General features: G+C 72.5%; 23 protein-coding genes and 1 riboswitch. Of the genes, 11 read left to right on the forward strand and 12 right to left on the reverse strand.

Annotation, left to right across the window (positions count from 1 at the left end; all coding sequences use genetic code 11):
• Positions 1 to 8 precede the first annotated feature (8 nt).
• Positions 9 to 971 (reverse strand): helix-turn-helix domain-containing protein, encoded by a 963-nt coding sequence (locus ACWGJO_RS15550; RefSeq protein ID WP_387695195.1) that lies wholly within the window; start codon positions 969 to 971, stop codon positions 9 to 11.
• A gap of 408 nt (positions 972 to 1,379) precedes the next feature.
• Here ACWGJO_RS15550 and ACWGJO_RS15555 point away from each other — a divergent pair, with 408 nt between their 5' ends.
• Complete coding sequence (locus tag ACWGJO_RS15555) at positions 1,380 to 1,874, forward strand: GNAT family N-acetyltransferase (RefSeq protein WP_387695194.1); 495 nt, start codon at positions 1,380 to 1,382, stop codon at positions 1,872 to 1,874.
• A 19-nt stretch (positions 1,875 to 1,893) separates the two neighbouring features.
• Here ACWGJO_RS15555 and ACWGJO_RS15560 read toward each other — a convergent pair whose 3' ends face one another.
• The 3 genes from ACWGJO_RS15560 to ACWGJO_RS15570 all read right to left on the reverse strand — a co-directional run bounded on the left by ACWGJO_RS15560 (position 1,894) and on the right by ACWGJO_RS15570 (position 6,476).
• Complete coding sequence (locus ACWGJO_RS15560; protein ID WP_452184085.1) at positions 1,894 to 3,582, reverse strand: ArnT family glycosyltransferase; 1,689 nt, start codon at positions 3,580 to 3,582, stop codon at positions 1,894 to 1,896.
• A gap of 187 nt (positions 3,583 to 3,769) precedes the next feature.
• Positions 3,770 to 5,161 (reverse strand): LamG-like jellyroll fold domain-containing protein, encoded by a 1,392-nt coding sequence (locus ACWGJO_RS15565; protein WP_452184086.1) that lies wholly within the window; start codon positions 5,159 to 5,161, stop codon positions 3,770 to 3,772.
• Positions 5,162 to 5,255: 94 nt separating this feature from the next.
• The gene (locus ACWGJO_RS15570) at positions 5,256 to 6,476 is read right to left on the reverse strand and encodes a ricin-type beta-trefoil lectin domain protein (protein WP_380548244.1); all 1,221 of its coding nucleotides are present in this window, start codon (positions 6,474 to 6,476) and stop codon (positions 5,256 to 5,258) included.
• 434 nt (positions 6,477 to 6,910) lie between these two features.
• On the opposite strand from ACWGJO_RS15570, the gene ACWGJO_RS15575 reads away from it, so the two are divergent.
• From ACWGJO_RS15575 to ACWGJO_RS15595, 5 genes are all read left to right on the forward strand, one after another.
• Positions 6,911 to 8,329 (forward strand): glycosyltransferase family 2 protein, encoded by a 1,419-nt coding sequence (locus ACWGJO_RS15575; RefSeq protein ID WP_452184120.1) that lies wholly within the window; start codon positions 6,911 to 6,913, stop codon positions 8,327 to 8,329.
• Positions 8,330 to 8,334: 5 nt separating this feature from the next.
• Complete coding sequence (locus tag ACWGJO_RS15580) at positions 8,335 to 9,420, forward strand: glycoside hydrolase family 26 protein (protein WP_452184088.1); 1,086 nt, start codon at positions 8,335 to 8,337, stop codon at positions 9,418 to 9,420.
• On the forward strand, positions 9,420 to 11,117 hold the full coding sequence (locus ACWGJO_RS15585) for a glycosyltransferase family 39 protein (RefSeq protein ID WP_452184090.1): 1,698 nt from the start codon (positions 9,420 to 9,422) through the stop codon (positions 11,115 to 11,117). The genes ACWGJO_RS15580 and ACWGJO_RS15585 overlap by 1 nt, the downstream gene beginning before the upstream one ends.
• Positions 11,118 to 11,166: 49 nt before the next feature.
• Positions 11,167 to 11,323: riboswitch (cobalamin riboswitch) on the forward strand.
• Positions 11,324 to 11,515: 192 nt separating this feature from the next.
• Complete coding sequence (locus ACWGJO_RS15590) at positions 11,516 to 13,942, forward strand: ribonucleoside-diphosphate reductase subunit alpha (RefSeq protein ID WP_452184122.1); 2,427 nt, start codon at positions 11,516 to 11,518, stop codon at positions 13,940 to 13,942.
• Entirely contained in the window at positions 13,942 to 14,961 is a 1,020-nt protein-coding gene (locus tag ACWGJO_RS15595; RefSeq protein ID WP_452184092.1) for a ribonucleotide-diphosphate reductase subunit beta, read from the forward strand. The genes ACWGJO_RS15590 and ACWGJO_RS15595 overlap by 1 nt, the downstream gene beginning before the upstream one ends.
• Positions 14,962 to 15,023: 62 nt before the next feature.
• Here ACWGJO_RS15595 and ACWGJO_RS15600 read toward each other — a convergent pair whose 3' ends face one another.
• Both ACWGJO_RS15600 and ACWGJO_RS15605 read right to left on the reverse strand, forming a co-directional pair.
• The gene (locus ACWGJO_RS15600; RefSeq protein ID WP_452184094.1) at positions 15,024 to 15,233 is read right to left on the reverse strand and encodes a DUF397 domain-containing protein; all 210 of its coding nucleotides are present in this window, start codon (positions 15,231 to 15,233) and stop codon (positions 15,024 to 15,026) included.
• A 27-nt stretch (positions 15,234 to 15,260) separates the two neighbouring features.
• On the reverse strand, positions 15,261 to 16,115 hold the full coding sequence (locus ACWGJO_RS15605; RefSeq protein ID WP_452184096.1) for a helix-turn-helix domain-containing protein: 855 nt from the start codon (positions 16,113 to 16,115) through the stop codon (positions 15,261 to 15,263).
• Between the two features lie 234 nt (positions 16,116 to 16,349).
• Here ACWGJO_RS15605 and ACWGJO_RS15610 point away from each other — a divergent pair, with 234 nt between their 5' ends.
• Together ACWGJO_RS15610 and ACWGJO_RS15615 are read left to right on the forward strand one after the other, a co-directional pair.
• On the forward strand, positions 16,350 to 16,787 hold the full coding sequence (locus tag ACWGJO_RS15610; protein WP_452184097.1) for an ATP-binding protein: 438 nt from the start codon (positions 16,350 to 16,352) through the stop codon (positions 16,785 to 16,787).
• Positions 16,784 to 17,056, forward strand: a complete 273-nt coding sequence (locus ACWGJO_RS15615; RefSeq protein WP_452184099.1) for a hypothetical protein — start codon at positions 16,784 to 16,786, stop codon at positions 17,054 to 17,056. The genes ACWGJO_RS15610 and ACWGJO_RS15615 overlap by 4 nt, the downstream gene beginning before the upstream one ends.
• Before the next feature lie 74 nt (positions 17,057 to 17,130).
• On the opposite strand, the gene ACWGJO_RS15620 is transcribed toward ACWGJO_RS15615, so the two are convergent.
• Positions 17,131 to 17,601, reverse strand: a complete 471-nt coding sequence (locus ACWGJO_RS15620) for an SRPBCC family protein (protein WP_452184124.1) — start codon at positions 17,599 to 17,601, stop codon at positions 17,131 to 17,133.
• Between the two features lie 4 nt (positions 17,602 to 17,605).
• Here ACWGJO_RS15620 and ACWGJO_RS15625 point away from each other — a divergent pair, with 4 nt between their 5' ends.
• From ACWGJO_RS15625 to ACWGJO_RS15635, 3 genes are all read left to right on the forward strand, one after another.
• Positions 17,606 to 17,758 (forward strand): hypothetical protein, encoded by a 153-nt coding sequence (locus ACWGJO_RS15625; RefSeq protein ID WP_452184101.1) that lies wholly within the window; start codon positions 17,606 to 17,608, stop codon positions 17,756 to 17,758.
• Between the two features lie 76 nt (positions 17,759 to 17,834).
• The gene (locus ACWGJO_RS15630; protein ID WP_452184103.1) at positions 17,835 to 18,692 is read left to right on the forward strand and encodes a PaaX family transcriptional regulator C-terminal domain-containing protein; all 858 of its coding nucleotides are present in this window, start codon (positions 17,835 to 17,837) and stop codon (positions 18,690 to 18,692) included.
• Positions 18,693 to 18,795: 103 nt separating this feature from the next.
• Complete coding sequence (locus ACWGJO_RS15635; RefSeq protein ID WP_452184105.1) at positions 18,796 to 19,779, forward strand: NAD-dependent epimerase/dehydratase family protein; 984 nt, start codon at positions 18,796 to 18,798, stop codon at positions 19,777 to 19,779.
• A 110-nt stretch (positions 19,780 to 19,889) separates the two neighbouring features.
• Here the strand turns inward: ACWGJO_RS15635 and ACWGJO_RS15640 are convergent, their stop codons facing one another.
• From ACWGJO_RS15640 to ACWGJO_RS15660, 5 genes are all read right to left on the reverse strand, one after another.
• Entirely contained in the window at positions 19,890 to 20,792 is a 903-nt protein-coding gene (locus tag ACWGJO_RS15640; RefSeq protein ID WP_452184106.1) for a sugar ABC transporter permease, read from the reverse strand.
• Positions 20,789 to 22,336 carry an ABC transporter permease subunit gene (locus tag ACWGJO_RS15645; RefSeq protein ID WP_452184108.1) on the reverse strand — a complete coding sequence of 516 codons (1,548 nt, stop codon included), beginning with the start codon at positions 22,334 to 22,336 and terminating at the stop codon, positions 20,789 to 20,791. The genes ACWGJO_RS15640 and ACWGJO_RS15645 overlap by 4 nt, the downstream gene beginning before the upstream one ends.
• 126 nt (positions 22,337 to 22,462) lie before the next feature.
• Positions 22,463 to 23,761: a sugar ABC transporter substrate-binding protein gene (locus ACWGJO_RS15650; RefSeq protein WP_452184110.1), complete on the reverse strand. Its 1,299-nt coding sequence runs from the start codon at positions 23,759 to 23,761 to the stop codon at positions 22,463 to 22,465.
• A 56-nt stretch (positions 23,762 to 23,817) separates the two neighbouring features.
• Positions 23,818 to 25,179: an alpha/beta hydrolase gene (locus tag ACWGJO_RS15655; RefSeq protein ID WP_452184112.1), complete on the reverse strand. Its 1,362-nt coding sequence runs from the start codon at positions 25,177 to 25,179 to the stop codon at positions 23,818 to 23,820.
• Positions 25,176 to 26,032 (reverse strand): alpha-amylase family glycosyl hydrolase (locus ACWGJO_RS15660; RefSeq protein ID WP_452184113.1); only part of this gene is annotated, 857 nt, incomplete at its 5' end. The genes ACWGJO_RS15660 and ACWGJO_RS15655, both read right to left, overlap by 4 nt.

Raw genomic sequence — 26,032 nt, forward strand, 5'->3', positions numbered from 1 at the left:
GGCTCCGGTCAGCCCGCCCGGGGCTCCGGCTCGGCGAAGCAGCGCCGGTAGGCCAGCGGCGTGGTGCCCAGCCGACGGCCGAAGTGGTGCCGCAGGGCGGCCGCGTTGCCGAAGCCGCAGCGGGCGGCGATCGCGTCCACCGGCTCCGTGGTGGACTCCAGCAGCCGCTGGGCGAGCAGCACCCGCTGCCCGACCAGCCAGCGGTGCGGGGTGGTGCCGGTCTCCTGCTGGAAGCGGCGGGCGAAGGTGCGCGGCGACATGTGCGCCCGGGCGGCCAGCTGCTCGACGGTGGCCTCCTCCGCCAGGTGGTGGCGCATCCAGTCCAGCAGCGGGGCCAGCGAGGCGTCGGCGGCCTCGGGCAGCGGGCGGTTCACGAACTGGGCCTGCCCGCCCTCCCGGTGCGGGGCCACCACCATCCGGCGGGCGATCTCCCGGGCCACCTCGGCACCCTGCACCTTGCGCACCAGGTGCAGGCAGGCGTCGATGCCGGCCGCCGTCCCGGCGGAGGTGATCACCGGGTCGTCGTCCACGTACAGCACGTCCGGCTCGACCGTGGTCAGCGGGAAGCGCTCGGCCAGCGCCGCGCTGTGCCGCCAGTGCGTGGCGGCACGACGGCCGTCCAGCAGCCCGGCGGCGCCCAGCACGAAGGCGCCGCTGCAGATGGACAGCACCCGGCCGCCGCCCTCGACCACCCCGCGCAGCGCCGCCAGCAGCGGCTCCGGGTAGTCGCGGCGGATGCTCGCCGCGGTGACCACGGCGAGGTCCGCCCCGGCGAGGCGCTCCGGGCCGTACGGGACGTCCACCGCGAAGCCGGAGTGGGTGGCGTGCGGCCCCGGGCGGGCCCCGGCGATCGCGAAGTCGTAGCCCGGCAGCCCGTCGGCGGTGCGGTCCAGGCCGAACACCTCGCAGGCCACGCCCAGTTCGAAGGGGTGGACCTCCTCCAGCACCACCGCGACCACGTTCTTCAGCATGCCCACCAGGATGCCCCCGGTGCCCGCCCCGACGGAAGGAACCGGATGGCAGGATTTCGAGGTGATCGGTCGTTCCTGCCACTCGTGGCCGCGGCGCCGCCCGGCCACAGTGGTGCCCATGGACAGCGACACCCTCATCGGCGCACTCGCCATGACCGCGGCCGTCGGCGGTTTCGGCCTGCTCGGCCTCCTGATCGGCCGCGAGACCTCCCGCGGCCCGGCGGCCGGCCGCGACAACTACCACCGCCCGGGCGGCTACCCGGCCGACCCGGCCCGGCCCGAGCGGCTGTACGGGACCGCCGGCCCGTCCGCCGCCCAGCCCGCCGCCGCGCCCGCCGAACCGTTCGCCGACCCGATCGGTTCGACCCCGGAGGACCGCCCCGCACCGGCCTCCGGCACACTGGCCCGATGGACTTCCTCATCCGCCAGGCCCTCCCCGAGGACCTCACCGACGCCGGCCGGATCACCGTCGAGGCCTTCGTCGGCGACGGCTTCACCAACCCCACGAGCACCTACGTCGAGCTGCTGGGCGACGCCGGGCGACGGGCCCGGGAGGCCGAACTCCTGGTCGCCGTCGACGCGGCCGGAGCCGGGGTCCTCGGCTGCGTGACCTTCGCCGTCGGCGGCACCGAGTGGGCGGACATCGCCTCCCCCCGGGAGGGCGAGATACGAATGCTGGCCACCGCCGGCGCCGCCCGGGGCCGGGGCGTCGGCGAGGCCCTGGTCCGCGCCTCCGTCGCCCGCAGCCGCGACCTCGGCCTGGCCGGTATGGCCTTCTCCACCCGCCCGGAGATGACCACCGCCCACCGCCTCTACGAGCGGGTCGGCTTCCGCCGCACCCCCGAGCGCGACTGGGCCCCGTACCCGGGGATGGACCTGATGGTCTACACGATGGCGTTCTGACGGCGGGCCCGGGCGCCCGTCACGGCTTCTTGTCGTACCCGGGCGCCACATAGACGGTGTACCGGCCGTGCTTCCCGCTCGTCACCACGGTGACCACCCGGTACCCGGAGGCCTTCAGGGTGGGCTGGATCGCCTTGTCGATGGCCCCGGTCTGGGTGAAGTCCAGGACCACGACCTTCCACTCGTGGGCCTGGATGCCGGCCTGGATCGCGGGCACCCCGTTCTGCATCTCACCGGTGGCCGGGTCCCGGCGGAAGACGGCCACCAGGTCGTGCCACTGCTGCCAGGTGGTCTGCTTGCGCAGGTAGTACGCGGGGACGTTGTAGTTCTCGACCAGGTACCGGTCGTCGCCCTTGACGATGTACGGCTCCAGGGCGGCGACGAACTCCTTCGAGTTCGACCACTCGCCGTACATCTCCCGGCCCTGGGCCGCGCCCACCCAGGCGAGCGGGCCGACCACCAGGGTGGCGGCCGCCACCCCGGCCACCAGGTGCAGACGGCCCTTCAGCCACAGCGCCGCACGGGCCAGGACAAGGCCCACCACGATGCAGGAGAACCAGGCGCCGAAGTCGACGTGCTTCTGGAGCGACAGCCAGGTGTGGATGCGGATCTGGTTCACCGGCGCCATCAGCCCGGCCAGCAGCAGCAACAGCGCCAGCCAGAACTCGGGCCAGGCCGCGCCGCCGCGTCGCCGCCGCGCCCGCACCAGCTGCACCAGCACCCCGGCCAGCGCGACCACCAGCAGCGGGCCCACCCAGCGGGCGGCCTCCGAGGCCACGTAGGAGTACGAGTCGTGGCCCGGGGCGCGCTTGAGGGTGGTGTGGTTGAAGCCGTTGACGTACTTCTCGCCGGCCGCCAGCGCCGCCGCGCCGACCGCCACCACGAAGGTGAGCAGCACCAGCAGTCCGCGCCGCCAGGCCTCCCAGCTGCGCAGCGACCCGCGCGGCCCGGCCAGCACCGCGATGCCGCACACCACCGGCACCCACAGCAGCGCGGCGTACTTGGTGGCGCCGGCCAGGGCGAGCAGCAGCCCGGAGGCGACCAGGCTCGGGTACCCGCCGCCCGTGGTCAGCCGCACCGCGAAGTACCCGGCCCAGGCGAGGACCGCCAGCGCCATCGCGTCGTAGGTGGCCAGGCCGCCGAGGAACTGGGTGGGACCGAGCGCGACGAAGGCCGCCGCCGCGCAGAACGCCGCGAGCGAGCCGTGCAGCCGCCGGGTGGCCAGGTGGACGGCCGTGGTGGCGGAGAGCATGAACGCCAGGCTCAGCAGCCGGGCGCCGTTCAGCCCGCCGACGAAGTCCGCGACGGCCACCACCACCGGGTAGATCAGCGGGGAGCCGGAGAAGAAGGTTTCGTACGTCGACACCGGGGTTCCGTGCCGCAGGTGCGCGATCTCCTGGTAGCCCGCGTAGATGTAGGTGCCCTCGTCGATGAAGGCGGTGTTGCTGAGGATCAGGTGGTACGAGAGCGCCGCCTGCACCAGCAGCACGGCCAGCAGCGGCAGCCAGTCCGCCCGCAGCACCGGCCGGGCCGGGTGCGGCACCCGGGGCGGCCCGGGCCTGCGGCGGCGCCGGTCGGTCGGGGAGGCCGGTACCGGCCCGGGGGCCGTCCGGCCGCGCTCGCCGAGGGCCACCCCGCCCGGCCGGGCTCCGCCGAGGACGGGCTTGCGGGTGGACTCGGGCCGGATCCAGCGGCCGTCCGCGCTCATCAGTACTGCTCCTCATCTGGGACTTCGCATCCGGACGCGCCGTGGAGCGCGCGCCCCTGGGCGCGCTTCGGCCGCCGCCCCACACTGCCGGGGGCGGCGGCCGGACGTTCACGGGGGCCGGTCGGCCCCGCGGCGGGGTCCTGCGGCCGTCCTCACCGGACTCCCGCGGAACCCGCCCCTGGCGGCGCTAGCCGCCGAGCCAGGCGCCGGTCGGCGCGATGGACGGCGGCGAGCTCGGGCCGGCCACGATCTTGACGATGTCGGCCTCGGGCAGCACCTGGTCCCACACCTGGATGTCGGCGACGGCGCCGTGCCAGGGGTCGGCCCACTGCGAGTTGGAGCTCAGCCGGCCGACCTGGAGGGAGTTGGTGCCGCTCGGCTGCACCCCGGCCGACTTGGCCGAGGACTGCGGAGCACCGTTGACGTACAGGGTGAGCTGGCCCGACGGGTCGTCGTACACGCCGGTCAGCAGCACCCACTGGTTGACCGTCGCGTCGCCCTTGGACCAGGCGATCGCCGAACCGCCGCCCGGCACCTGGACCTTGAAGTACCACTGGTCGTGCCCGTTGTTGTTGGCCCGGCCCAGCGCGTACGAGTAGTACTGGCCGTCGCCCTGGCTGACCGCGCTGCGGTTGCCGTTGGGCACGTCGACCAGCACCCGCGCGGAGACGGTGAAGCTCTTGTTGACCTCGACGACCGACGTGGACGTCGAGGCGAACGAGTCCTGGCCGCTGGGCAGTTTGAGGACCTGCCCGGAGACTCCGGCCATCGTCCCCTGCTTGGCGTCCGCCCCCAGGTTGAGCGCGGCCGCGCCCTTCTTGGCGGGCAGCGAGCCGACGGTCGGCGGGCTGTCGATGCCCTTGAGCGGCGGCGCGCTCGTCGTGTTCGACGGGCCGGAGACCGTCGGGCTCGGCGTGCCGGGGCCGTGGGCCGCCGGCGTCTTCTCCTTGCCGTGCTGGTAGTACCAGTACCCGCCGCCACCGGCGGCGGCCACAACGACCACCGCGGTCACCGCGCCGATCAGCTTGAGCCTGCGGCCGCGCTTGGCGGACTGCGCGTTCTGCTCGGCCAGCGCCTCCCAGTTCGGCGTGCCGGCCGGGGCGACCGCCGGGCCGGGCGGGGGGCCGGGCGGCTGGAAGCCGCCCTGCTGCTGCCAGTGCGCCACGGGCTGGGCCGGCTGCGGGCTCGGCGGGAACGGCTGCTGGCCCGGCGGGAACGGCTGCTGTCCGACGGCCTGGCCGGGCTGCGGCATCGGCGCCTGCGGCTGGACGGGCTGTGGTGCCACCGGGCCGGGTTGCGGCGCCACCGGACCGGGCTGCACCGGACCCTGCGCCACCGGGGCGGGTCCGCCGCCCTGGTGCGGCACTGGCGGCACCGGCTGCGCGACCGGATGCGGCGTCATCTGCTGGGGCTGCGCGGGTGCGGCGGGCGGCGGCCCGTAGCCGGCCGCGGGGCCGAAGGCTCCGCTCGGGAACTGCGGTGGCACACCGGTGGCCGGAGCGGGCCCCCCGGCCGGTGCCTGCTGCGGTGGCGTGGCGGGCTGGCCCGGCTCGCCACTCGGTACCGGTCGATCGCTCATGGCCCGAATGCTAGGGCATCCACCCCGTCACGCCCATGGGGGGTGCGCGGACGAAACGTCAGCACGACCGCGGTTTCCGGGGTGCGACGCAGGCTCACGCGACCCCGTTGTAGGGCAGCTTCCAGCGCTGCGAGACGGTGTCCGCGCACGGCCGCAGGAGCACCGTCGTGCCGTCCGCGAGCGCCCCGCCTGCGGTGCCCAGGCACAGCCCGGTGTCCGGGTGCTTCAGCCGCTGCCCGGGGGCGGTGACCCAGCGCTGCGCCGAGCCGCCGGTGCACTCGGCCAGCGTCACCGAGGAGCGGTCGGCGCCCGGCGCCAGGCAGGCCGCTCCACCGCGCAGCGAACCGTCGTTGCCCACCGTCCACCCGGTCGAGACGGCCTGGTCGCCGCAGGATCCGACAGTCACCGGGCTGCCGGCGGTCCCGCCGCCGCCGTGCCGCAGGCAGATCCCCGGGGCGCCCGCCGGGACCTCGCCGGCCGGCAGGCCGACCCGGTTGTGGAAGGCGAAGGAGTTGCTGCGCAGGCCGGTCCCGCCGCTCCAGACCTCGAACCCCGCCTGCACCCGGCAGAGGTAGGAGCTCTTCGGGACGTAGCCGCGCGCCATCGCATCGGCGGTGAACAGCCGCAGGTCGAGGCCGCGGGTGGTGTGGGTGGGTGCCGTGCGGACGTAGCTGATCACACTGTGCGGGCCGGTGATCGGCGCCTGGTAGACGTGGTAGCTCGCGTCCCCGAACGGCAGGGCGTCCGCCACCTTGTCGCCGGCGGGCCGCACGTTGTCGGTGGCGTCCAGCCAGATCATCACCTCGGCGCTCTCCCCCGGCAGGCAGTTGTCCGGGCTGGAGCCGTACCAGAGGTCGAAGGAGAGGTTGAAGGAGCCGCTCACCCGGCCGTTGGCGTCCCAGTCGGCGGTGGCGTCGCCGAGCGCGCTGACCGGCACCGGCAGTCCGCTCGCGCCCGGGGCGGTCGAGACGTTGGGGTAGGCGCCCGGGGCGAGCGGGTTCTTGGGGACGAAGTCGTTGATCCGGGACACCGTGAACCCGCTGGCCCCGACCGGGTCCACGCAGACCGTGCCCGCGGTGTTCCACGGGTTCGGTTCGAGGACCTTGGCGCCGCCGTCCATCGCCAGCTTGGGAAACGGCTCCTGCGCGGTCGAGCAGATGCCCGGCCCGGACAGCGCCGTCGCCGGGCCGGCCGGCGGCTCCACCGCGCCGACGTCGCCGCTGCACCCGGCCAGCAGCGCGGCGACCGCACCGAAGGCGGCGACCGCCCGAAGGCCCCGCGCCACGCGCCCGGCCGCGCAGTCCTCGATGCCCATCGCTCTCCCCCGAACCGTCCTCGCCCGTCGAACGGACAACCGTACACAGGCGCTCCGGCCGCACCCCGTTCACATCACGATCGGAACTCGATATCGGTTCCGGGCGGCCGGTCGAAGAGGGGAGAGCGGACTCAGAGCGATCGGTCCCGTACGATCCTGGCGTCCCCTGGTGCCCGAGCGACAACGGCCACCACCCGGGGATGGTTCAGTCTCAGTACGGCTTCGGGGGAGTAGAGCACGTGACTGTCACCGAGAGCGCGCGACTCGCGGGAAGCGGTCAGCCGCCGGTCTCACGACGCCGCAGCCGGCGCGGCCCGGCCGCACGCAACCGGTGGGGCCTGCTCCCCCACCCCCCGGACAACACCGAGAAGTACCTCTACGCCCGCACCAACCTGTGGGTGCTGACCTGCTTCTCCCTCATCAGCTTCGCCTGCATGGTGGCCAGCGAGATCGGGCTGCTGAGCGCGACGCCGTGGTTCCTCTTCTTCATACCGCCGCTCGCCTTCACCATCGTCTACTACCTGATATCCCGCTGGGTGCACGGCTTCAACGAGACCTTCGACCTCTCCGCCCACCGGGCCCTGGTCAGGTCCTGGCAGCCCGAGCACCATCCGACCGTCGACATCTTCCTCCCGGTCGCCGGCGAGCCGATCGAGGTCCTGCACAACACCTGGACGCACGTCGCCCGGCTGCGCGACCAGTACCCGGGCGACGTCACCCCGTACGTCCTCGACGACAGCAACAGCCCGCAACTCGCGCAGATGGCCGTCGACTTCGGGTTCGTGTACGGCACCCGCGACAAGCTCGGCTGGTTCAAGAAGGCCGGCAACCTCCAGTTCGGCTTCCGCAACTCCGACAGCGACTACATCCTCATCCTGGACGCCGACTTCGCGCCCCGGCCGGACCTGCTGAACGAGATGCTCCCCTACATGGAGGCCGACCCCCGCCTCGGCATCGTCCAGTCCCCGCAGTTCTTCCGCATCCTGGACTCGCAGAACTGGATCGAGCGCGGCGCCGGCGCCGTCCAGGAGCTGTTCTACCGGACCGTCCAGGTCTCCCGGCAGCGCAGCGAAGGCGCCATCTGCGTGGGCAGCTGCGCGGTGTACCGGCGCGCGGCGCTGGAGGAGAACGGCGGCACCACGCTGATCGGCCACTCCGAGGACGTGCACACCGGGTTCGACCTGCGCCGCCTCGGCTGGGACCTCCAGTACATACCCGTCGCGCTGGCCACCGGCGTCTGCCCGGACAACGTCGGCGGCTTCTTCAACCAGCAGTACCGCTGGTGCACCGGCTCGATGAGCCTGCTCGGCAGCAAGAAGTTCTGGCAGACCAAGCTGCGGCCGATCACCCGGGCCTGCTACCTGTCCGGCTTCTTCTACTACATCCACACGGCGCTGTTCACCGTCGTCTCACCGCTCATCCCGATCGTCCTGCTGCTCGCCCGCCCCGACCTGATCCGCTGGGAGAACACCGCGCTGGTGCTGCCCGGCCTGCTCTACGCGACGGTCGTCTTCCCGCTCTGGCACCGCAACCCCTACCGGCTGGAGGCCTGGGCCGCCCGCATGATGTACGGCTGGGCGCACGTCTTCGCCATCTGGGACATCGTGCGCCGGAACCGGATGGCCTGGCAGCCGACCGGCTCCAGCGGCGCCAAGCGGAACAAGACCCGGCGGTTCTGGATCGGCGTCATCGCCTGGGGCGGCGGAACCGCCCTGCTCTGGGTGCTGCTGAGCATCTGGCGGATGCTCACCATGGGCCCGCTGAACTTCGCCCTCGTCCTCGCCTCCGGCCTCTTCTACGCCACCATCGTGGGCCGGGTCCTCGTCCAGCCCCGCCCGACGGAAGCAGTGTGATCGCCATGACCGCCCACCCGAGACGGGCCGGCCGGCTCCGTCGCCGGCTGGCGCTCCCGCTGCTGGCCGCCGCCGGCCTGCTGCTCACCACCGCGTGCGGCCCCGAGGACCCCGGCTTCGCGATGCAGAAGGACCTCGCCCGGGCCGCCCCGGCCGCAACCCCGGCCCCTGGCGCTCCGGGCACTCCGGGTGCGGCTCCCGCGCCCACCCAGCCCAAGGCCCTGCCGGCCGGCGTCCCGTACGACGTCACGCCGCTGCTCAGGCCGAGCCACAAGTACCTCGGCGCCGCCCTGCCCGACGTCCCCGCCACGATGGACGCGCTGCCCGGCTACCGCGACGCGATCGGCAAGCAGCCCAACATCCTGGAGTTCTACGCCCACTGGAAGGGCGGCTTCGACACCACGGGCGCCCGCCGGATCCACGACGCCGGGGCGCTTCCCTTCATGGCCTGGGAGCCGCACGACCGCTCGCTCGCCTCGATCGCGGCCGGCGACACCGACGACTACGTGCGCGGCGTCGCCAAGGCCGTCGCCAGGTTCAACCTGCCGATCGCCATCAGCATCGCCCACGAGATGAACGGCGACTGGTACCCGTGGGGCCGTCAGGCCGCCACCCCCGAGGACTTCGTGGCCGCCTGGCGCCACGTCCACGACCTCTTCGACCAGGCCGGCGCCACCAACGTGATCTGGGTCTGGAGCCCCAACATCACCGACCCCGCTCCCAACACCCGTCTGGAGCCGTACTACCCCGGCGACACCTACGTCGACTGGGCCGGCATGACCGGCTACTTCACCAAGACCGGGCCCAAGACCTTCGAGACGCTCTACGGCCCGACCATGGCCGAGATCCGCGGCTTCTCCCAGAAACCCTTCTTCATCAGCGAGACCGCCTCCGAGCAGGGCAAGCGCCAACGCGCCGACATCGACCAGCTGTTCTCCGGGCTGGAGGCGCACGACGACATCGTCGGCTTCGTCTGGTTCAACATCGTCAAGCGGGCGGACTGGCGGGTCGAGGCCGTGCCGGACACCCTCGCCGCGTTCAAGCAGCGCGTGTCCGACCCCCGTTACGGCTTCGACATCCGGAACCCCTGATGAGCACTGAGTCCGAGTTCTCCCCCGTCCCGCACGGCAGCTCCGCCCACGACCCGGCCGCCGAGCCGGACCCTGACCCCGACGGGCCCGGGGCCGCGGCGGCGGGCAGCCCTGCCCGGCCCGGCACCGCCGTGGCGGTCGACAACCCCGACGGCGTCGAGCTGGCCCCGTACACCATCCCGCAGGTCCCCGCGATCGGCTGGGACCCGGGCACCAGCCCCCGCCGCCGCTGGATCGCCCGCGGCCTGCTGGGCGCCGTCCTGACCGTCCAGGCCGCCCTCTCGCTGCGCCTGCTGGCCGCCGCGCACCCCGACGAGGCCGCCGCCATGGTCGCCGGCCGCCAGCAGCTGTCCCACCTGCTGCACGGCACCCCGGTCACCACCGACCTGGTCGACCGTGTGCACGGCTCGCCCTGGCTCTACCCGCCGCTGGCCGGCGCTGCCGCCGACGCCAACGGCATCTGGGGCGCCCGGCTGCTCAGCCTCGGCTTCGCGCTGCTCACCACGGTGCTGCTGTACTCGCTGACCCGGCGGCTGTTCAACGAGCGGGTCGCCATCTGCGCCATCGCCGGGTACGCCGTCCTCCAGTCCACCGTGGTGGTCGGCTTCTACGCCGCGCCCGAGTCCCTCGCCCTCCTGCTGGTCGCCCTCGCGGCCTGGACCACGGTGTTCACCGCCGGCCGCCATCCGGCCCTGGCCCTGCTCGCCGCCCCGCCCACGGCTCTGGCCTGCGCCACGGCCTACTCCGCGGCCTTCGCCGCCCCCGCCCTGGTCGCCCTCGCCTTCGCCTGCGCCCGGCCGTACCACCGGGTGGGCCCGGCCGCCCTGCGCGCGCTGCTGACGGCCCTCGGCACCCTCGTCCTGCTGCTCCCGTACGGCACCCTCGGCAAGGTCGCCGGGTGGTCGCCCTCGCGCGGCAACGCCCCCGGCTCGGCCGGCTCGATCCTGCTCGGCACGCTCCAGTGGGCCGGCCTGTTCACCGTCCTCGCGGTGGCCGGCACCATCGCCTACGCGCGCCGCGAACAGATGCCCGAGCACGACGCGCCGGAGAAGGACGCCCTCCCCACCACCTGGGGCCGGCGCGCCCTGCTCGGGGCCGTCCTGACCGCCACCGCCCTGCTGGTCCCCGCCGCCCACCTGTGGACCGGCACCTCCGGCGCGCTGTTCCGCCACCTCGGTTACGGCATGCTGCTCGCCGCCCCGCTCGCCGGGGTCGGCCTGACCCGGCTGGTCGGCGCCCACTTCCGCCACCCCCAGCTCGGCATCCTGGTCTGGGTCGCCCTGCTCGCCCTCGGCCTGGAGCAGTCCGCCCTGCGCTACCAGAACGGGCCCGACTCCGGCCGCCTGCTGGCCGTCCTGCGGGTCCACACGGAGCCCCAGGGCCGCTACCTCACCGAGGTCGACGGACTCGCCGAGTACTACCTCGGCGGCGTCTCCAAGCCCGAGCAGTGGATCTCCGCGCGCGCCGGCACGGACTACCGCGACGGGGCCGGGGTCGAGCACCACGGCGACGACGGCAGCGTGGCCGCGATCCGGGACGGCTGGTTCACCATGGTCGTCCTCGACAGCACCGCGCCGAGGGCCACCGACCGGGCCCTGAGCGAGGCCCTGAGCACCGCCGGGCACTACCGGCTGGTCGCCCAATTCACCTCGCCGACCGGCGATTCGAGTACGTACAAGGTCTATCTGAAGCACTGACCGGCCGCCCGGCCCACGCACATCCGCGACACGACAGGCACAACATATGGTGCCGCCGCAGTCCGGCGGCACTACATGTATGCTCGCTACTGCTGTCGATGCAGGGGAACCCGGTGCGAATCCGGGACTGCCCCGCAGCGGTGAGCGGGCGGCTCCAGCAGCCGCGCCCCGCGAGTCCGAGTACCTGCCGACGGCGTGCGCCACGGCCCTCCCGCAGAGGCCGCGCCGGCACCAGCAGTACCCCTCCGGGCCTCGCGGGCGGGCCGGGGAGTCACCTCGCGCGACGCTTTTTGCGTTCGCGCCGTGCTCCCCTGCCCAGATCGGCCCGGTGGCCCCCCGATCACCGCCGCCGATCGCCGCCAGGAGAGAGCGCCTTGACCACCGCTGCCTCAGCCACCCTGCCCACCCAGGGCTCCGGTACCGCCTTCACCGACCCGACGGTCTCCGACCCCGGGGGCGCGCTGCTGCGGCTGCTCACCGACCGCAGCACCGACCTCACCGAGGTCGACCCCGGCCATGTCGCCGCCGCCGCGCTGCGCGGCCGCCACGCCGGCTCGGACTTCGCCGAGCTGCGCGGGCTCGCCGTGGACGCCGCCGCGTCGATGATCGCCGAGGACCCCCAGTACTCGAAGCTCGCCGCCCGCCTGCTCGCCCTGGAGATCGTCGACGAGGCGAACAGCCAGGGCTCGGTGTCCTTCTCCGCCTCGATCGCCGTCGGCCACGCCGAGGGCCTGATCGGCGACACCACCGCCGCCTTCGTCACCAAGCACGCGGCCGCCCTGGACGCGCTCGTCGACACCAAGGGCGACGACCGCTTCGAGTACTTCGGCCTGCGCACGGTGCAGTCCCGCTACCTGCTGCGCCACCCGATCACCCGCAAGGTGATCGAGACCCCGCAGCACTTCCTGCTCCGCGTCGCCTGTGGCCTGGCGGTCGGCGACAGCGAGCAGTCCGTGCGCGAGGTGGCCGAGCTGTACGGCCTGATGAGCCGCCTGGAGTACCTGACCTCCTCGCCGACGCTCTTCAACTCCGGCACCCGCCACCCGCAGATGTCGAGCTGCTACCTGCTCGACTCGCCGCTGGACAACCTGGACTCGATCTACAACCGCTACGCGCAGATCGCCCGCCTGTCCAAGCACGCCGGCGGCATCGGCCTGTCGTACTCGCGCATCCGCTCGCGCGGCAGCCTGATCCGCGGCACCAACGGCAAGTCCAACGGCATCGTGCCGTTCCTGCGCACCCTCGACTCCTCGGTCGCCGCCGTCAACCAGGGCGGCCGCCGCAAGGGCGCGGCCTGCGTCTACCTGGAGACCTGGCACGCCGACATCGAGGAGTTCCTGGAGCTCCGCGACAACACCGGCGAAGAGGCCCGCCGCACCCACAACCTCAACCTGGCGCACTGGATCCCGGACGAGTTCATGCGCCGGGTCAACGCCGACCAGGACTGGTCGCTGTTCTCCCCGGCCGACGTGCCGGAGCTGGTCGACCTGTGGGGCGAGGAGTTCGACGAGGCCTACCGCAAGGCCGAGCTGGCCGGCAAGGCCGTGCGCACCATCCCGGCGCAGACCCTGTACGCCCGCATGATGCGCACCCTGGCGCAGACCGGCAACGGCTGGATGACCTTCAAGGACGCCTCCAACCGCGCCGCCAACCAGACCGCGCTGCCGGGCCGCACCGTGCACTCCTCCAACCTGTGCACGGAGATCCTGGAGGTCACGGACGACTCCGAGACCGCCGTCTGCAACCTGGGCTCGGTCAACCTGGGCGCCCACGTGGCCCCCGGTGCCTCGGCCGACGACCTGATCGGCGCCATGGACTGGGAGCGCCTCGACGCCACCGTCCGCACGGCCGTGACGTTCCTCGACCGCGTGGTGGACATCAACTTCTACCCGACCACCGAGGCCGGCACCTCCAACTCCCGCTGGCGGCCGGTCGGCCTCGGCGTGATGGGCCTCCAGGACGTCTTCTTCAAGCTGCGGATCGACTTCGACTCCGCCGAGGCCGCCCGCCTGTCCACGCTGATCGCCGAACGCATCATGCTCACCGCGTACGAGCGCTCCGCCGACCTGGCCGAGCAGCTCGGCCGCCACGAGGCGTACGGCGAGACCCGCGCCGCCCGCGGCGAACTGCACATCGACCACTTCCCGACGGCCGCCCCGCAGTGGGCCGACCGCTGGACGGCGCTGCGCGCCCGGATCGCCGAGACCGGCCTGCGCAACTCGCTGCTGCTGGCCATCGCGCCGACCGCGACCATCGCGTCCATCGCCGGCGTGTACGAGTGCATCGAGCCGCAGGTGTCCAACCTGTTCAAGCGCGAGACGCTGTCCGGCGAGTTCCTCCAGGTCAACCCGTACCTGGTGCGCGAGCTCAAGGAGCTCGGCGTCTGGGACCAGCAGACCCGCGACGCCCTGCGCGACGCCAACGGTTCCGTCCAGGAGCTGAACTGGCTGCCCGCCGAGGTGCGTTCGCTGTACCGGACGGCCTGGGAGCTGCCGCAGCGCGCGCTGATCGACCTGGCCGCGGCCCGCATGCCGTACCTGGACCAGAGCCAGTCCCTGAACCTGTTCATGGCGGCGCCGACCATCGGCAAGCTCAGCTCGATGTACGCCTACGCGTGGAAGGTCGGCCTGAAGACCACCTACTACCTGCGTTCGCGTCCGGCCACCCGCATCGCCCAGGCCGCGTCCGGTGCCGCCCGTGCCGCCGCGCCGGCGCCCGTGCCCGCCAACACGATCCCTGTGGGCACCCCGACCCTCACCCCGGAGCAGGAAGCCGCCCTCGCCTGCTCCCTGGAGAACCCCGAGTCCTGCGAGGCCTGCCAGTAATGTCCCAGTCCGAAGACCGCAAGATGCTGCTCGACCCCGGCTTCGAGCTGACCCTGCGCCCGATGCGCTACCCGTCGTTCTACGACCGGTACCGGGACGCGATCAAGAACACCTGGACCGTCGAGGAGGTGGACCTGCACTCCGACGTCGCCGACCTGGCGAAGCTCAGCGAGGGCGAGCGCCACCTGATCGGCCGGCTGGTCGCGTTCTTCGCGACGGGCGACTCGATCGTCTCCAACAACGTGGTGCTGAGCCTCTACAAGCACATCAACTCGCCCGAGGCGCGGCTGTACCTCTCGCGGCAGCTGTTCGAAGAGGCCGTGCACGTCCAGTTCTACCTGACGCTGCTCGACACCTACCTGCCCGACCCGGAGGACCGCAACGCGGCCTTCGCCGCGGTGGAGAACATCCCCTCCATCCGCCAGAAGGCGCAGTTCTGCTTCAAGTACATGAACGCGGTCGACCACATCGAGTCGCTGCAGACCAAGGAGGACCGCCGCGCGTTCCTCCTGAACCTGATCTGCTTCGCGGCGTGTGTGGAAGGCCTGTTCTTCTACGGCGCGTTCGCGTACGTGTACTGGTTCCGGAGCCGGGGCCTGCTGCACGGTCTCGCGACCGGCACCAACTGGGTGTTCCGCGACGAGTCCATGCACATGGACTTCGCGATGTCGGTGGTCGACACCGTCCGCGAGGAGGAGCCCGACCTCTTCGACGACGAGATGGCCAAGCAGGTCACGGAGATGCTGGAGGAGGCCGTCGAGGCCGAGCTCCAGTTCGCCCAGGACCTGTGCGGTGACGGTCTCGCCGGCATGAACACCGAGTCCATGCGCGAGTACCTGGAGGCCGTGGCCGACCAGCGTCTCGCGCGGCTGGGCCTGCCGATCCGGTACGGCTCGACCAACCCGTTCGGCTTCATGGAGCTCCAGAACGTCCAGGAGCTGACCAACTTCTTCGAGCGCCGGGTGTCGGCGTACCAGGTGGCCGTCGAGGGCACCGTCGCCTTCGACGACGACTTCTAGGAAGTACGAACCAACAGGGGTGCCCCGCACGGCCACAGCCCGTGCGGGGCACCCCTGTCGTTTCAGTCGGTCGGAAACTCCCCGGACTTGACCCCGGAGAGGAAAGACGACCAGGCACCGGCGGGGAAGAGAAGCGCCGGCCCGTCCGGATCCTTCGAGTCGCGGACAGCCATCCCGCCCACCATCAACGACCGGGTCTCCAAGCACTCGTTCGCCTGGGCGCTGTAGCTGCTCTTATACCAACCCCGAGCGGCACCATCCGGCACAGTCACGCGCTCACACCTCTTCTGATCTCATCGTCATGTCGCCGCCGCGATGGCCGCGATCATATCCAGCGACTCCTTGGGGTTCAGAGCAGCCGATCGCAGGTATTCGAAGACCAGCCCATAGCCGTCCAGTTCGCCCTGCTGCTCCAGATAGTGGCTGCTTGTCAGTGTCTCCAGGAAGACCGCTCCGGGAGTAGGCGAGTCAGAGAAGCCATACATCACGAAGGCCCCACATGCACCCGCAGTCGCGCCGACCCCCAGCGGCACCACTTGCAGGGTGACGTTGGGAAGCTGCGCCATCTCCGCGAGATGGCGCAGCTGCTCGTTGTGCACCTCCGCCCCTCCCACCGGACACCTGAGCGCAGGTTCCCAAATAATCGCCCAGAACCGCGCCGGATCAGGCTTTGCGAGAACTTCCTTCCGCTCCATGCGGATCTCGACCAGCTGATCAATGCGCTCCGGCCGGACGGCAGCGGGATTGGCTTCGAGCAGGGCCCGGGCGTAGCTCTTCGTCTGCAACAAGCCCGGCACAACCATGGTCTGCCACATGCGGATGTAGCGAGCATCGTCTTCCAGCCCGAGGACATCGACGTACGCCGACGGGATCGTGTCGCCGTAGTCGTGCCACCAACCGCGCTTCTTGCTCTCTCGCGACAACTCCTCAAGGGCATCACGCTCCTTGCCCACCACCCCGTACAGATCGAGCAGGATCCCAAGGTCCAGGCGGCGAACGCCCGACACCCCGGTCTCTATACGGCTGATCTTGGCGCGGGAACAAGCGAGAGCCTGCGCCGCATCCTCCGTCCCCTTGCCCGCAGCGTCGCGAAGACGGCGGAGTTCCGAGCCGAGTCGGCGGGCACGGACGGTCGGCTTCGGTTCATCAGCCATGCGCAAGTCCTCTCACCTGACGATCCCCAGTGTGCCTGGTGACTGTTCGTCAATCCAGCGCTGCCAATTATGCATCGTTGCAGTTGTTTAGCTTGCAGGTTGCATCAATCCAGGTGCATGCTACCTGCAGTAGCGAGATAGACCACACAGCGTTATTTCGGTGGATCTCGCCACCGGGCATCCCCATGCCCTCTTCAGCCGCTTTCACCTGCACACTCCATAGGTGGCCCCGCCATGCCTGAAGACCTCTCCCCCTCCCCCATCCCCGCCGAGCGGACCTGCTGGCTGCCCCGGCACCGCAAGGCGCCCCGCGCCGCCCGCTGGGAGCTCCACGACTTCCTCCTCCCCCACCCCTGTGGCGAACTCCTCGTCTTCACCGGCGAGTTGCTGGTCAGCGAGCTGGTCACCAACGCCGTCCAGCACTGCCGTGCCCCGCGCGACCGGCTGATCTTCGTCCGCTTCCACCTCTCCCCGGACGACACCCTCCGCATCGAGGTGCACGACGCCGACGGCGAGAAGCCCTCCCTCCGCCCCGCCTCCACCTCCGCCGAAACCGGCCGGGGCCTGCGGCTCGTCCAGCAGCTGGCCACCCAGTGGGGCTGCTGCCCGCGCGAGGGCGGCGTCGGGAAGTTCGTCTGGTGCCACGTCTCCCCCGAGGCGGACGCCGCGTGAGCGCCGTGCGGGCCGGGATCGCCGGCGTCATGCTCCCCGCCGACTTCCCCAGCCTCGACCACGCCCTCCCCGTCCTCTGGGAGCGCGTCCGCAAGCTCCCCGTCCGGGAGGCCCACCGGGACTTCATCCGGATCTGCATCGGGCCGGGCGGCGGCCAGGGCATCGCCGCCTGCCTCTCCCGCAACGACAGCTGGAGCGTCACCCTCTACGTCGGCGAGATGACCGACTGGACCTCCCACCTGATCACCATCACCACCCACCGGCCCTGAACTCCCCCGTCCCCGCCCGGCGTTCACGCCGGGCGGGGAGGCACCCCCACCGCGACCACGCACGGCGCCCACCATCACTCGGCATCACCGCCCCCGGCCCGCCGCCCACCGGTGAGTTCGGCATCGGCAGCGGCGAGGATCCGACCGAAGGTGTGGGCGATGACCGGCTTCGCCAGGGCCCGGGTGAGGGCCGCGCCGAAGGGCAAGCGGACCTGGAAGGTGGTCGTCCACGCGACCTCCGTCCCGCCGGCGACCTCGGTGAAGGTCATCCGGCCGAGTTCGTGCCGGGACGGCGGCATGCTGCGCTCGACCGTGTAGTCGAAGCCGTACGGCGGGTTGTACGCGGTGACCCGCTCGCGGAACCAGCCGATCGTCCAGGTGTGCAGCCGCACCGCCCCCACGCCGTACGGTGCACCGGCGCCCGGTCGGGCCAGTCGGGCCCGGAGGATGAGCGGGGAGCGGGTGTAGTTGGTAGTGGTGGCGCACCAGTCGAACACGTCCTCGATCGGCGCGGCGACGACGCGTCGGACGGTCAGGGTCTCCATGGTCATGTCCCCTCTCTCGGTCGGCGGCGGCGCGGACTGCGGCCGCCGCACCCGACAGATGGACCGGGGAGCCACCGAAAACGTGACACCGGAGCCGGCCCCGGCGGCCATCGCCTCGGCCTTCCGCCGCCACGGCTACCCCTGGGAAGGCGCCTGAGGTCCCGCGTGCCAGATGTGGCACATTGACCGGACGGCCCCGCCCCGGGCCCCGCGATCGAGAACCGAGGTCTCCCGTGTCCGCACAGAACGCCGCGCCGTACCGAGCCGCGCCGCGAACGGTCGTCGAGGCCTGTTTCGATCCGCAGGGCACGGCCTCGCTCGACTACGTCTACGACGTCGCCGCGGCGGTCGGCCTGTCGGACCAGCCGGTGCGGCTGGCCGTCCGCCGGCTGGAGGCGGCGGGCGTCCTGCGGCAGGAGGGCCGGGGCCGCAAGGGCCGGCTCGTGCTGACCAACGCGGGCAGGCTCCGCTCGGACATGGACGTCCGGTTCGTCGCGCTGGCCTACGCGCAGGACGCCGGCCTCGCCCCTTGGGACGGGCTCTGGCGCCTCTACACCTTCTCCGTCCCCGAGCGGCACCGGTCGGAGCGCGACGCCCTGCGTGCCGCGCTGACCCGGCTCGGTGCCGTGCCGCTCGCGCCCGGCGCCTATGCGAGCCCGCACGACCTCCTCGACGAACTCACCGAGGAGGCCTCGGCGGCGACGGTCGGCGCCTACCTGATCACGGCGGAGGCCACTCGTCTGACCGGCCCGGGCTTCACCGATCCCGCCTCCACCGCGGAGCACCTGTGGCCCTCGGCCGAGACGGTCGAGGCGTACCAGCCCCTCGCCGACGCGCTCGCCGCGGAACCTCTCGGTCCCGACCGCGGCTCCGTCGAACTCGTCGCCGTCGCGCTGCGGCTGGCCGAGGCCTTCACCCACGCCCTGGAGCGCGACCCGCTCCTCCCTCCGGAGCTGCGGCCCGCCCCCTGGCTCCCGTCCCGGATCCGGCGGGACTTCCACGAGGCCTGGACCACGATCCGCGGCCGTACCCCCGACCTCTCGCTCTTCCGCGCCTTCGACACCGGGCCGACGGCCGCCCACGGGGACTGAACTCCGCCCCGGGGCAAACCCCTCTCGCCCGATATTCACCCGGACGGACGCGATTTCGAATTCCCGGATCGCCCATATGTTCTAGGCCTGATATATCGAATATATGCTCGAAGAATACGACAAGGTATTGGTGTCGGGCGGATTGGGTTTCGTCGGAAGGCACCTGACCAGCGCTCTCCTCTTCCTGGGGAAAGAGGTGTCGATCATCGACAACGCCCGGACGGCCACGAACATCTCGGCGCCGTCCGGGACCACCCTGCACCTGCTGGACATCCGCGAGGTCGACGCCGTCGCCGAGGCCGTGGACGGCGCGGACCTGGTCTTCCACGTCGCCGCGAACGCGAACGGCACGTTGTCGGTGACGCAGCCGCGCCTCGACTTCGAGATCAACGCACTCGGCACGCTGATCTTCGCCGAGGCCCTCCTCAAGGCGCCCGTCCGTCGGGTCGTCTACGTCTCGTCCGCGTCCGTCTACGGAACGCCCCGGAAATTCCCCATGGACGAGGACCACCCGACCCGCCCCTTCGTGCCGTACGGCGCGTCCAAACTCAGCGGCGAGATCACCTGCCTGGCACTCCACCGCGCCTGCGGCCTCCCGGTGGTGGTCGGCCGCCCCTTCTGCGTCTACGGGCCGGGGGAGAACCCGCACGAGGCGATGGTCGAGGTCGGCCGCTTCCTGCGCTGGCACCTCAACCACCGACCCATCCAGATCGTGGGCGACATCGACCGGAAGACCCGCGACTTCGTCCATGTCACCGACCTGGTCCAGGGGTTGCTGACGATCGCCGACCGGGCCGACCTGGGCGAGGTGTTCAACATCGGCTCCGGCACGGAGGTGTCGATGCGCCGGCTCGTCGACACGATCGGGGAGGCCACCGGCAAGACGCCCGAGGTCAGCGTGATCCCGGAGATCGAGGACGACACCTACCGGCTGGTCGGCGACATCTCCAAGCTCCAGGGCCTGGGATACCGGCCGTCGGTCTCGCTGGTCGAGGGGGTGCGCGACCTGGCCGACCACCTCGGCGCGAATCCGGAGCTCCCCGGCAGCCCGACCATCTTCTCCCGCGGCCAGCACGGCGAATCCTGATCCGCCGCCCGCACGGGAACCGCACCCCACGGGACCACCGCGCCCCACGGGACCCACCACCCCGCCCCGGACGTCGTCGGCGTCCGGGGCGGCAGGCCGGCCACCCGTGCTCAGCCCTTGACCGATCCCGCGGTCAGCCCCTGGGCCAGGTAGCGCTGGAGGAACTGGTAGACCACGATCACCGGCAGCGAGGTCACCAGTGCCCCGGCGGCGAACAGGCCGTAGTTCTGGTCCTGTTGGCCTGAGATGATCCCGTAGAGGCCGACCGCGACCGTCTTGGAGTCGTTCGAGGTCAGGAAGATGTTCGCGAGGATCACGTCGTTGAGCGCGGCGGTCAGCGACAGGATGGAGATCACCACCAGCATCGGCGCGGCGAGCGGCAGGACCAGCCGGAAGAAGATCTGGGCGTGCCCGGCGCCGTCCACCTTGGCGGCCTCGTCGATCTCGCGCGGGATGGTGTCCAGGTAGCCCTTCATCAGCCAGGTGTTCACCCCCATCGCGCCGCCGAGGTAGACCAGCACCAGGCCCCACGGGGTGTCCAGGCCGATCGCCGGCAGCACGTCGCCGATCTTCGCGAACATCAGGTAGAGCGAGATCACCGCGAGGAACTGCGGGAACATCTGCACCAGGAAGACCGCCATCAGCCCGAACCGTCGCCCCCGGAAGCGGAACCGCGAGAAGGCGTACGCGGCCAGCACCCCGAGCAGCACGTTGAGCACCGCGAAGGTGCCGCAGACCAGCGCGGTGTTCCCCAGCCACCGGGCGAACGGGTACTGCCCGTCGGTGAACAGCGCGGTGAAGTTGGCGAGCGAGGCGTGCCGGGGCAGCAGGGTGGACGACTGGAGCGTGCCGAGCGGGTTGAGCGCGGCGGAGAGCACGAACAGCAGCGGGAACAGCGCGAAGCAGACGGCGAGTACGGCGATCAGGTGCCGCCAGCCGAAGCGGCGCAGCCAGCGCGCGGCAGCGGTGCCGGTGGTGCCGGTGGTACCGGTATTACCGGACGTGGCGGTCATGCGTTCAGCTCCTCAAGGGCGCGGGTGCGGCGGAAGCCCACCAGCGTGATCAGCCCGACCAGCAGGAAGATGACGATGGACAGCGCGGCGGCGAAGCCGTACTGGGCGCCCTGCCCGCCGAAGGCCAGCCGGTAGGTGTAGCTGATCAGGATGTCGGTGGAGCCGGCCGTGCCGCCCGCGCCGTCGAACGGCCCGCCGCCGGTGAGCAGTTGGATGGCGTTGAAGTTGTTGAAGTTGAAGGCGAAGGACGAGATCAGCACCGGTGCGGCGGCGACCAGCAGCAGCGGGAAGGTGACCGCCCGGAACGCCCGCCACGGCCCGGCGCCGTCGATCCGGGCGGCCTCGTTGAGCTCGGCGGGCATCGCCTGCAGCACGCCGGTGCAGATCAGCAGCATGTTGGGGAAGCCGAGCCAGAGACTGGTGAGCACCACCGCGAACCGGGCGCTCCAGGCCTCGCCCAGCCAGTCGATCCGGGTGTGCAGCAGCTGGTTGAGCAGCCCGAAGTCCCGGTTGTACATGCTCTGCCAGATCAGGATGCCGATGAACGCGGGCATCGCGTACGGCAGCAGCATCAGCGAGCGGTAGACCCGCTGCCCGCGCAGCCGCGGGTGGTGCAGGGTGAGCGCGAGGCCGAGTCCGAGGGCGAAGGACGCGCCGGTGGAGAGCAGGGCGAAGCCGAAGGTCCAGGCGAGCACGCCGAGGAAGGGGCCGCGGATGGCGGGGCTGGTGAGCACGGCGGTGAAGTTGGCGAAGCCGACGGTGCGGTGCCAGCCGGTGGGCAGGGTCCGCCCGGAGCCGTCGGCGGCGGTGTACCGGCCGTCCTCCGGGTGGTAGACGGTGCCGTCGCGGGTGTCGGTGAGGGTGTCGGCCGCCCGGTCGTGGACGAGGGTGGGCCGGGCGGTGGTGGCCGTCGAGAGTCCCTGGCTCACGAGGAAGGCACCGTCCACCGGCACCCGCAGGCCGGTCAGCTCGGCGGAACGGGCGTTGACCTGACCGAAGGTGAGCAGCTTCAGTCCGGGGGCGGAGGTGACCCGGCCGTCCGGTCCGGCGACCGTCCCGGCGGGGGCGGGGGCGAGGCCGCTCGCGGTGCCGGCCGACACCTGTCCGGTGTCGGGGTCGGTGAGCAGCAGCACCAGTGGGCCGCCGTCGGCGCCGGTGGCGACGGTGAGCGCGTACGAGGGGCTGCCGGGAACGGGCTCGACGGAGTGCTCGACGAGGCTGCGGACCGCCTGGTCCTTGGTGAGGAGGTGGCCGTCGCCGTAGTCGGTGAAGGAGATGGCGACGATGTACAGCACGGGGTAGGCCACGAACGCGAGGAAGAGCCCGGTGGCGGGCAGCAGGTACTTGGCGGGCAGCCGGCGCGGCGAGAGGTAGGTCCAGAACGTCGCGCCGACGGCCGCGGCCAGCACGCCGAGCGCGGCCCAGTGCCCGCCGTCGTACAGCCGGGGCGCCGCGTAGAGGGCGAGGGCGGCGACGCCGGCCAGCAGGGAGGTCCTCGCCACGAGCGCGGTGACGGCGCCCGAGCGGCGGAGGGCTCGGCACACGGGGGCTGGGTGCACGGAGGCCCGGCACACGGGGGCTCGGTACGGGAGTTCGGTGTACCGGGGCTCGGTATACCGGGGCTCGGTGTACGGGGGTTCGGTGTACGGGGGTTCGGAAGGGCAGGGGCCTCAGCGGGCGGAGCCCAGGGCGGCCCGGATGGCCTCGCCGGCCTGCTTCATGGTCGCGGCCGGGTCGGCACCGGCCACGATGTTCGCCTCGGCCTGGCCGAGCGGCCCCCAGATCGCGTTCATCGCGGGGATCGTCGGCAGCGGCTGCCCGCCCGCCCCGGCGGCGGCGAGGGCGCCGATGTCGGGGTCGGTCGCGGACGCCCGGGCGAGCGCGGAGGTCAGTGCCGGCGGCTCCGGCGAGGCCTGGTAGAGCGCCAGCTGGCCCGACTCGGAGCCGATCTCGCGCAGCAGGAACTCCTGGGCCAGCGGCACGTTCCTGGCCTTGGCGGACAGGTAGAAGCTCTGCACCCCGATGAACGGCCGGGCCTGGCCCTTGCCCGCCCAGCCGGGCACCGGCGAGATCGCGTAGGGCAGCCCGGACTGCTTGAGCTGGCCCAGCGCCCAGGGGCCGGCCACCAGGAACGGCGTCTTGCGCTCGGTGAACAGCGCGATGGCGTTGGTGTCCACCGAGCGGTTGAACAGCGCGCTGCCCTTCTCCCCGTACTGCTTGAACAACTCGCCGGCCGCGATCGAGCCCGGCCCGCCGACCCCGAGGTCAGCGGTGTCGTAGCCGCCGTCCGCCTTGGTGCCGAACAGGTAGCCGCCGGCCGAGGTGAACAGCGGCTGCAGCGCGTACGCGTTGCCCTGCTGGCCGATCGGCAGGGCGAGCGGGACGTCGCTGCGGCCGGCCTTGACGGCGCCCTGCCCGGCGGCGGCGAGGTCCTCGAAGGTGGCGGGGGCGTCCGGGGCGAGTTCGGTGTTGCGGAACAGCACCAGGCTCTCGGTCGCGTAGGGCAGCCCGTACGGCCGGCCGTCGTGCTGCACGGCCTCCAGCGCGGCGGGCTCGAACGACGCCTTCTGCGCCCCGGTGAGCGGAACGGGCGCGACGACGCCGTTCTGCACCAGGTTGCCCAGCCAGTCGGAGGCGCCCACCACCAGGTCGGGGCCCTTGCCCGCGTTGGTAGCCGAGACGTAGGCCTGCTGGGTGTTGACGGACTGCGGGACGACGGTGACCTTGACCCCGTGCTCCTTGCCGAACCGGTCGGCGACCGGCTGGAGGGCGGCGGCCTGCTGGGTCTGCGCCCAGATCACCAGGTCGCCCTCCGCGGCCGGGATCGGCGGGTCGGTCATCGCTCCCCCCGGGGCGGCGCCGCCCGCGGCGGAGGAGCCGGCGGACGGCGTGCCGGCGGGCGAGGTGCCGCCGCAGGCCGTGACCAGCAGGGCGAGGACGCCGAGAGCGGCGTGTCTGCGGTAGCGCATCGTCCGAGACTCCTTCGTCTGGGAGGGGGCGGGGTCCGGGCCCCGGGGCGGGCGGGTCAGATGCCGTCCGCCGGGCGGTGCCAGCGGTCGACGGTGAGGTCGAGGCGGGTGTCCCGGTCGACGGTGAGCGGGTGCACGACCCGCAGGCCGTCCTCGTCGACGGCGTCCAGGCCCCAGCCGCGGGAGACGCCGCCGTCGAAGCCGGTGCCGCGCGGGACGGCGATCCGGCCGCGGAAGCGCCCGGGGCCGTCGGGCCGGCAGGGCAGCGGGCCGAACATCACCGGCGCGTCGTCCGGGGTGCCGTCCGGCACGGTGACGACCACCTCCAGGACGGGCCGGGCCGGCAGCTCCGGCGCCACCTCGACCTCGGTGGGCGCGTCCAGCCCGTGCGCCCGGACGGTCACCGCGGTGCGTCCGGCGGCCAGCGGGCGCAGCAGCCCGTGCGGCAGGACGGCGGCGACCTCGGGCCGCTCCACCCGGTAGTCGGCCTCCAGTGCGGTGTACCGCACGCCGTCGGCCCGGACGGCGACCGGGTTGACGGCGCTCCAGGTCTCGCCGGGGGCGAGCCGCAGGTGCGCGGCGGCGGCGAGCGAGACGACCGGCGAGGCGGCGCCGAACAGGTGCAGCAGCGCGTGCCGGGCGCGGGGACGCCAGGCGTCCTCGTGGTGGGGTGCCTGCGGGTCCTCGTAGTAGAGGAGGTCGGCGCCGCTGGTGTAGCCGGCCTCGTCGAGGAGCTGGACGGCCAGTTCCCTGGCCGGCCGGGCCAGGATCAGGCCTTCCCGGCCGCCGATGTCCAGCCAGAGCCGGCGGGGCCCGCGGCGGCGGTAGCGCTCGTACACCGACTTCTCGCCGAGGCCGGCCGGGTCGACGTGGGTGAGGAACGGGGAGAGGACGGCGGCCAGGCCGAACACCTCGGGGCGGCGGAAGGCCATGTGGTAGGCGACCAGGCCGCCCATCGAGGAGCCCATCACCGCGGTGTGCTCCGGCCCGGTCCTGGTCCGGTAGCGGGCGTCGACGAACGGCTTGACCTCGTCGGCCAGGAACGCCTCGTAGCGGTGGCCCTTGAGCGGGGTGCCGGGGGTGCGCCAGTACTCGGCGACGTGCGAGTACTCGGTGCCGCGCTCGGCGCCGGCGTTGGGCACGCCGACCGCGATCAGCTCGGGTATCAGGCCCTCGGCGTAGAGCTGCTCCAGCGTCCGGTCCAGCGCCCAGGTGGGCCGCTGTCCCTGGTCGAAGACCTGCTGGCCGTCCTGGAGGTAGAGCACCGGGTAGTCGGCGTCCGGGTCCTCGTCGTAGCCGGGCGGCAGGTGGACCAGGAGGTCCCGTTCGTTGCCGAGCTGTCCGGAGCGGAAGCCCGGGACGCGTTCGATCCGGCCGCGGCGCACGGCGGCGGCGGTCCCCGCGGTGGAGGTGCTCATCGGGCCACCGACCAGACGTGCACGGCCGGGCCCTCGGCGGGCAGGTCGCGGCCGGGGACGAGCTGCGGCCCGCCGAGCAGGTGGGTGGCGTGCCACTCCCCCGCCACCGGCGGGTGGTCGGCCCGGCTGATCTGCACCAGGATCCGCTCCTGGTCGTCCTCGCGCTCGAACAGCAGGACGTCGCGCTCGGCGAGCAGCCAGCGCAGCCCGCCGCCGCTGAGCGCGCTGTGGCCGCGGCGCAGCCGGATCAGCTCGCGGTAGGTGCGGTAGGTGTGCTGGTCCCAGGCGGACTCGTCCCAGGGGAAGGGCTTGCGGCCCTCCTCCAGGCCCTCGCCCAGCACGCCGACCTCGTCGCCGGAGAACACCATCGGGGTGCCGGGCAGGGTGAACAGCAGGGCCGCGCCCAGCAGTTGGCGCTCGGGGCCGGCGAAGCTGCGGAACCGGGCGGTGTCGTGCGAGTCCAGCAGGGTGAGGTTGTGCACCCGGCTGCGCCAGGGCAGGGCGGCGCCGAACGCCGTCATGGTGGCCCGCAGTTGGGCGCCGCTGTAGTCGGGGATCGGCCCGGGCACCGCCCAGAAGTCCTTCTGGTCGTGCCGTTCGGCGAGCCAGGCCCAGACCGGGCGGGTGAAGCCCGCGTAGCTCATGGTGCCCTGCCAGCCGTCGCCGCCCAGGGCGAGCGAGGCGTCGTGCTGGTGCTCGGCGAGCAGCACGGCGTCGGGGTTGGCGGCCCGTACGGTGGCGGCGGTGGTGGTGGCGACCAGGCGGTTGAGTTCGACCTCGCCGCGCCGGCCGGCCATCTGGGCCACGTCGACCCGCCAGCCGTCCAGGTGGAACGGCGCCTTGAGGTACTTGG

It is taken from the genome of Kitasatospora sp. NPDC054795, assembly GCF_053611565.1.

Coding starts and splice junctions, on each gene's coding strand:
- ACWGJO_RS15550 (WP_387695195.1), bottom strand. CDS start 971: ATGCTGAAGAACGTGGTCGCGGTGGTGCTGGAGGAGGTCCACCCCTTC.
- ACWGJO_RS15555 (WP_387695194.1), top strand. CDS start 1,380: ATGGACTTCCTCATCCGCCAGGCCCTCCCCGAGGACCTCACCGACGCC.
- ACWGJO_RS15560 (WP_452184085.1), bottom strand. CDS start 3,582: ATGAGCGCGGACGGCCGCTGGATCCGGCCCGAGTCCACCCGCAAGCCC.
- ACWGJO_RS15565 (WP_452184086.1), bottom strand. CDS start 5,161: ATGAGCGATCGACCGGTACCGAGTGGCGAGCCGGGCCAGCCCGCCACG.
- ACWGJO_RS15570 (WP_380548244.1), bottom strand. CDS start 6,476: ATGGGCATCGAGGACTGCGCGGCCGGGCGCGTGGCGCGGGGCCTTCGG.
- ACWGJO_RS15575 (WP_452184120.1), top strand. CDS start 6,911: ATGGTGGCCAGCGAGATCGGGCTGCTGAGCGCGACGCCGTGGTTCCTC.
- ACWGJO_RS15580 (WP_452184088.1), top strand. CDS start 8,335: ATGACCGCCCACCCGAGACGGGCCGGCCGGCTCCGTCGCCGGCTGGCG.
- ACWGJO_RS15585 (WP_452184090.1), top strand. CDS start 9,420: ATGAGCACTGAGTCCGAGTTCTCCCCCGTCCCGCACGGCAGCTCCGCC.
- ACWGJO_RS15595 (WP_452184092.1), top strand. CDS start 13,942: ATGTCCCAGTCCGAAGACCGCAAGATGCTGCTCGACCCCGGCTTCGAG.
- ACWGJO_RS15605 (WP_452184096.1), bottom strand. CDS start 16,115: ATGGCTGATGAACCGAAGCCGACCGTCCGTGCCCGCCGACTCGGCTCG.
- ACWGJO_RS15610 (WP_452184097.1), top strand. CDS start 16,350: ATGCCTGAAGACCTCTCCCCCTCCCCCATCCCCGCCGAGCGGACCTGC.
- ACWGJO_RS15620 (WP_452184124.1), bottom strand. CDS start 17,601: ATGGAGACCCTGACCGTCCGACGCGTCGTCGCCGCGCCGATCGAGGAC.
- ACWGJO_RS15625 (WP_452184101.1), top strand. CDS start 17,606: ATGTCCCCTCTCTCGGTCGGCGGCGGCGCGGACTGCGGCCGCCGCACC.
- ACWGJO_RS15635 (WP_452184105.1), top strand. CDS start 18,796: ATGCTCGAAGAATACGACAAGGTATTGGTGTCGGGCGGATTGGGTTTC.
- ACWGJO_RS15640 (WP_452184106.1), bottom strand. CDS start 20,792: ATGACCGCCACGTCCGGTAATACCGGTACCACCGGCACCACCGGCACC.
- ACWGJO_RS15650 (WP_452184110.1), bottom strand. CDS start 23,761: ATGCGCTACCGCAGACACGCCGCTCTCGGCGTCCTCGCCCTGCTGGTC.
- ACWGJO_RS15655 (WP_452184112.1), bottom strand. CDS start 25,179: ATGAGCACCTCCACCGCGGGGACCGCCGCCGCCGTGCGCCGCGGCCGG.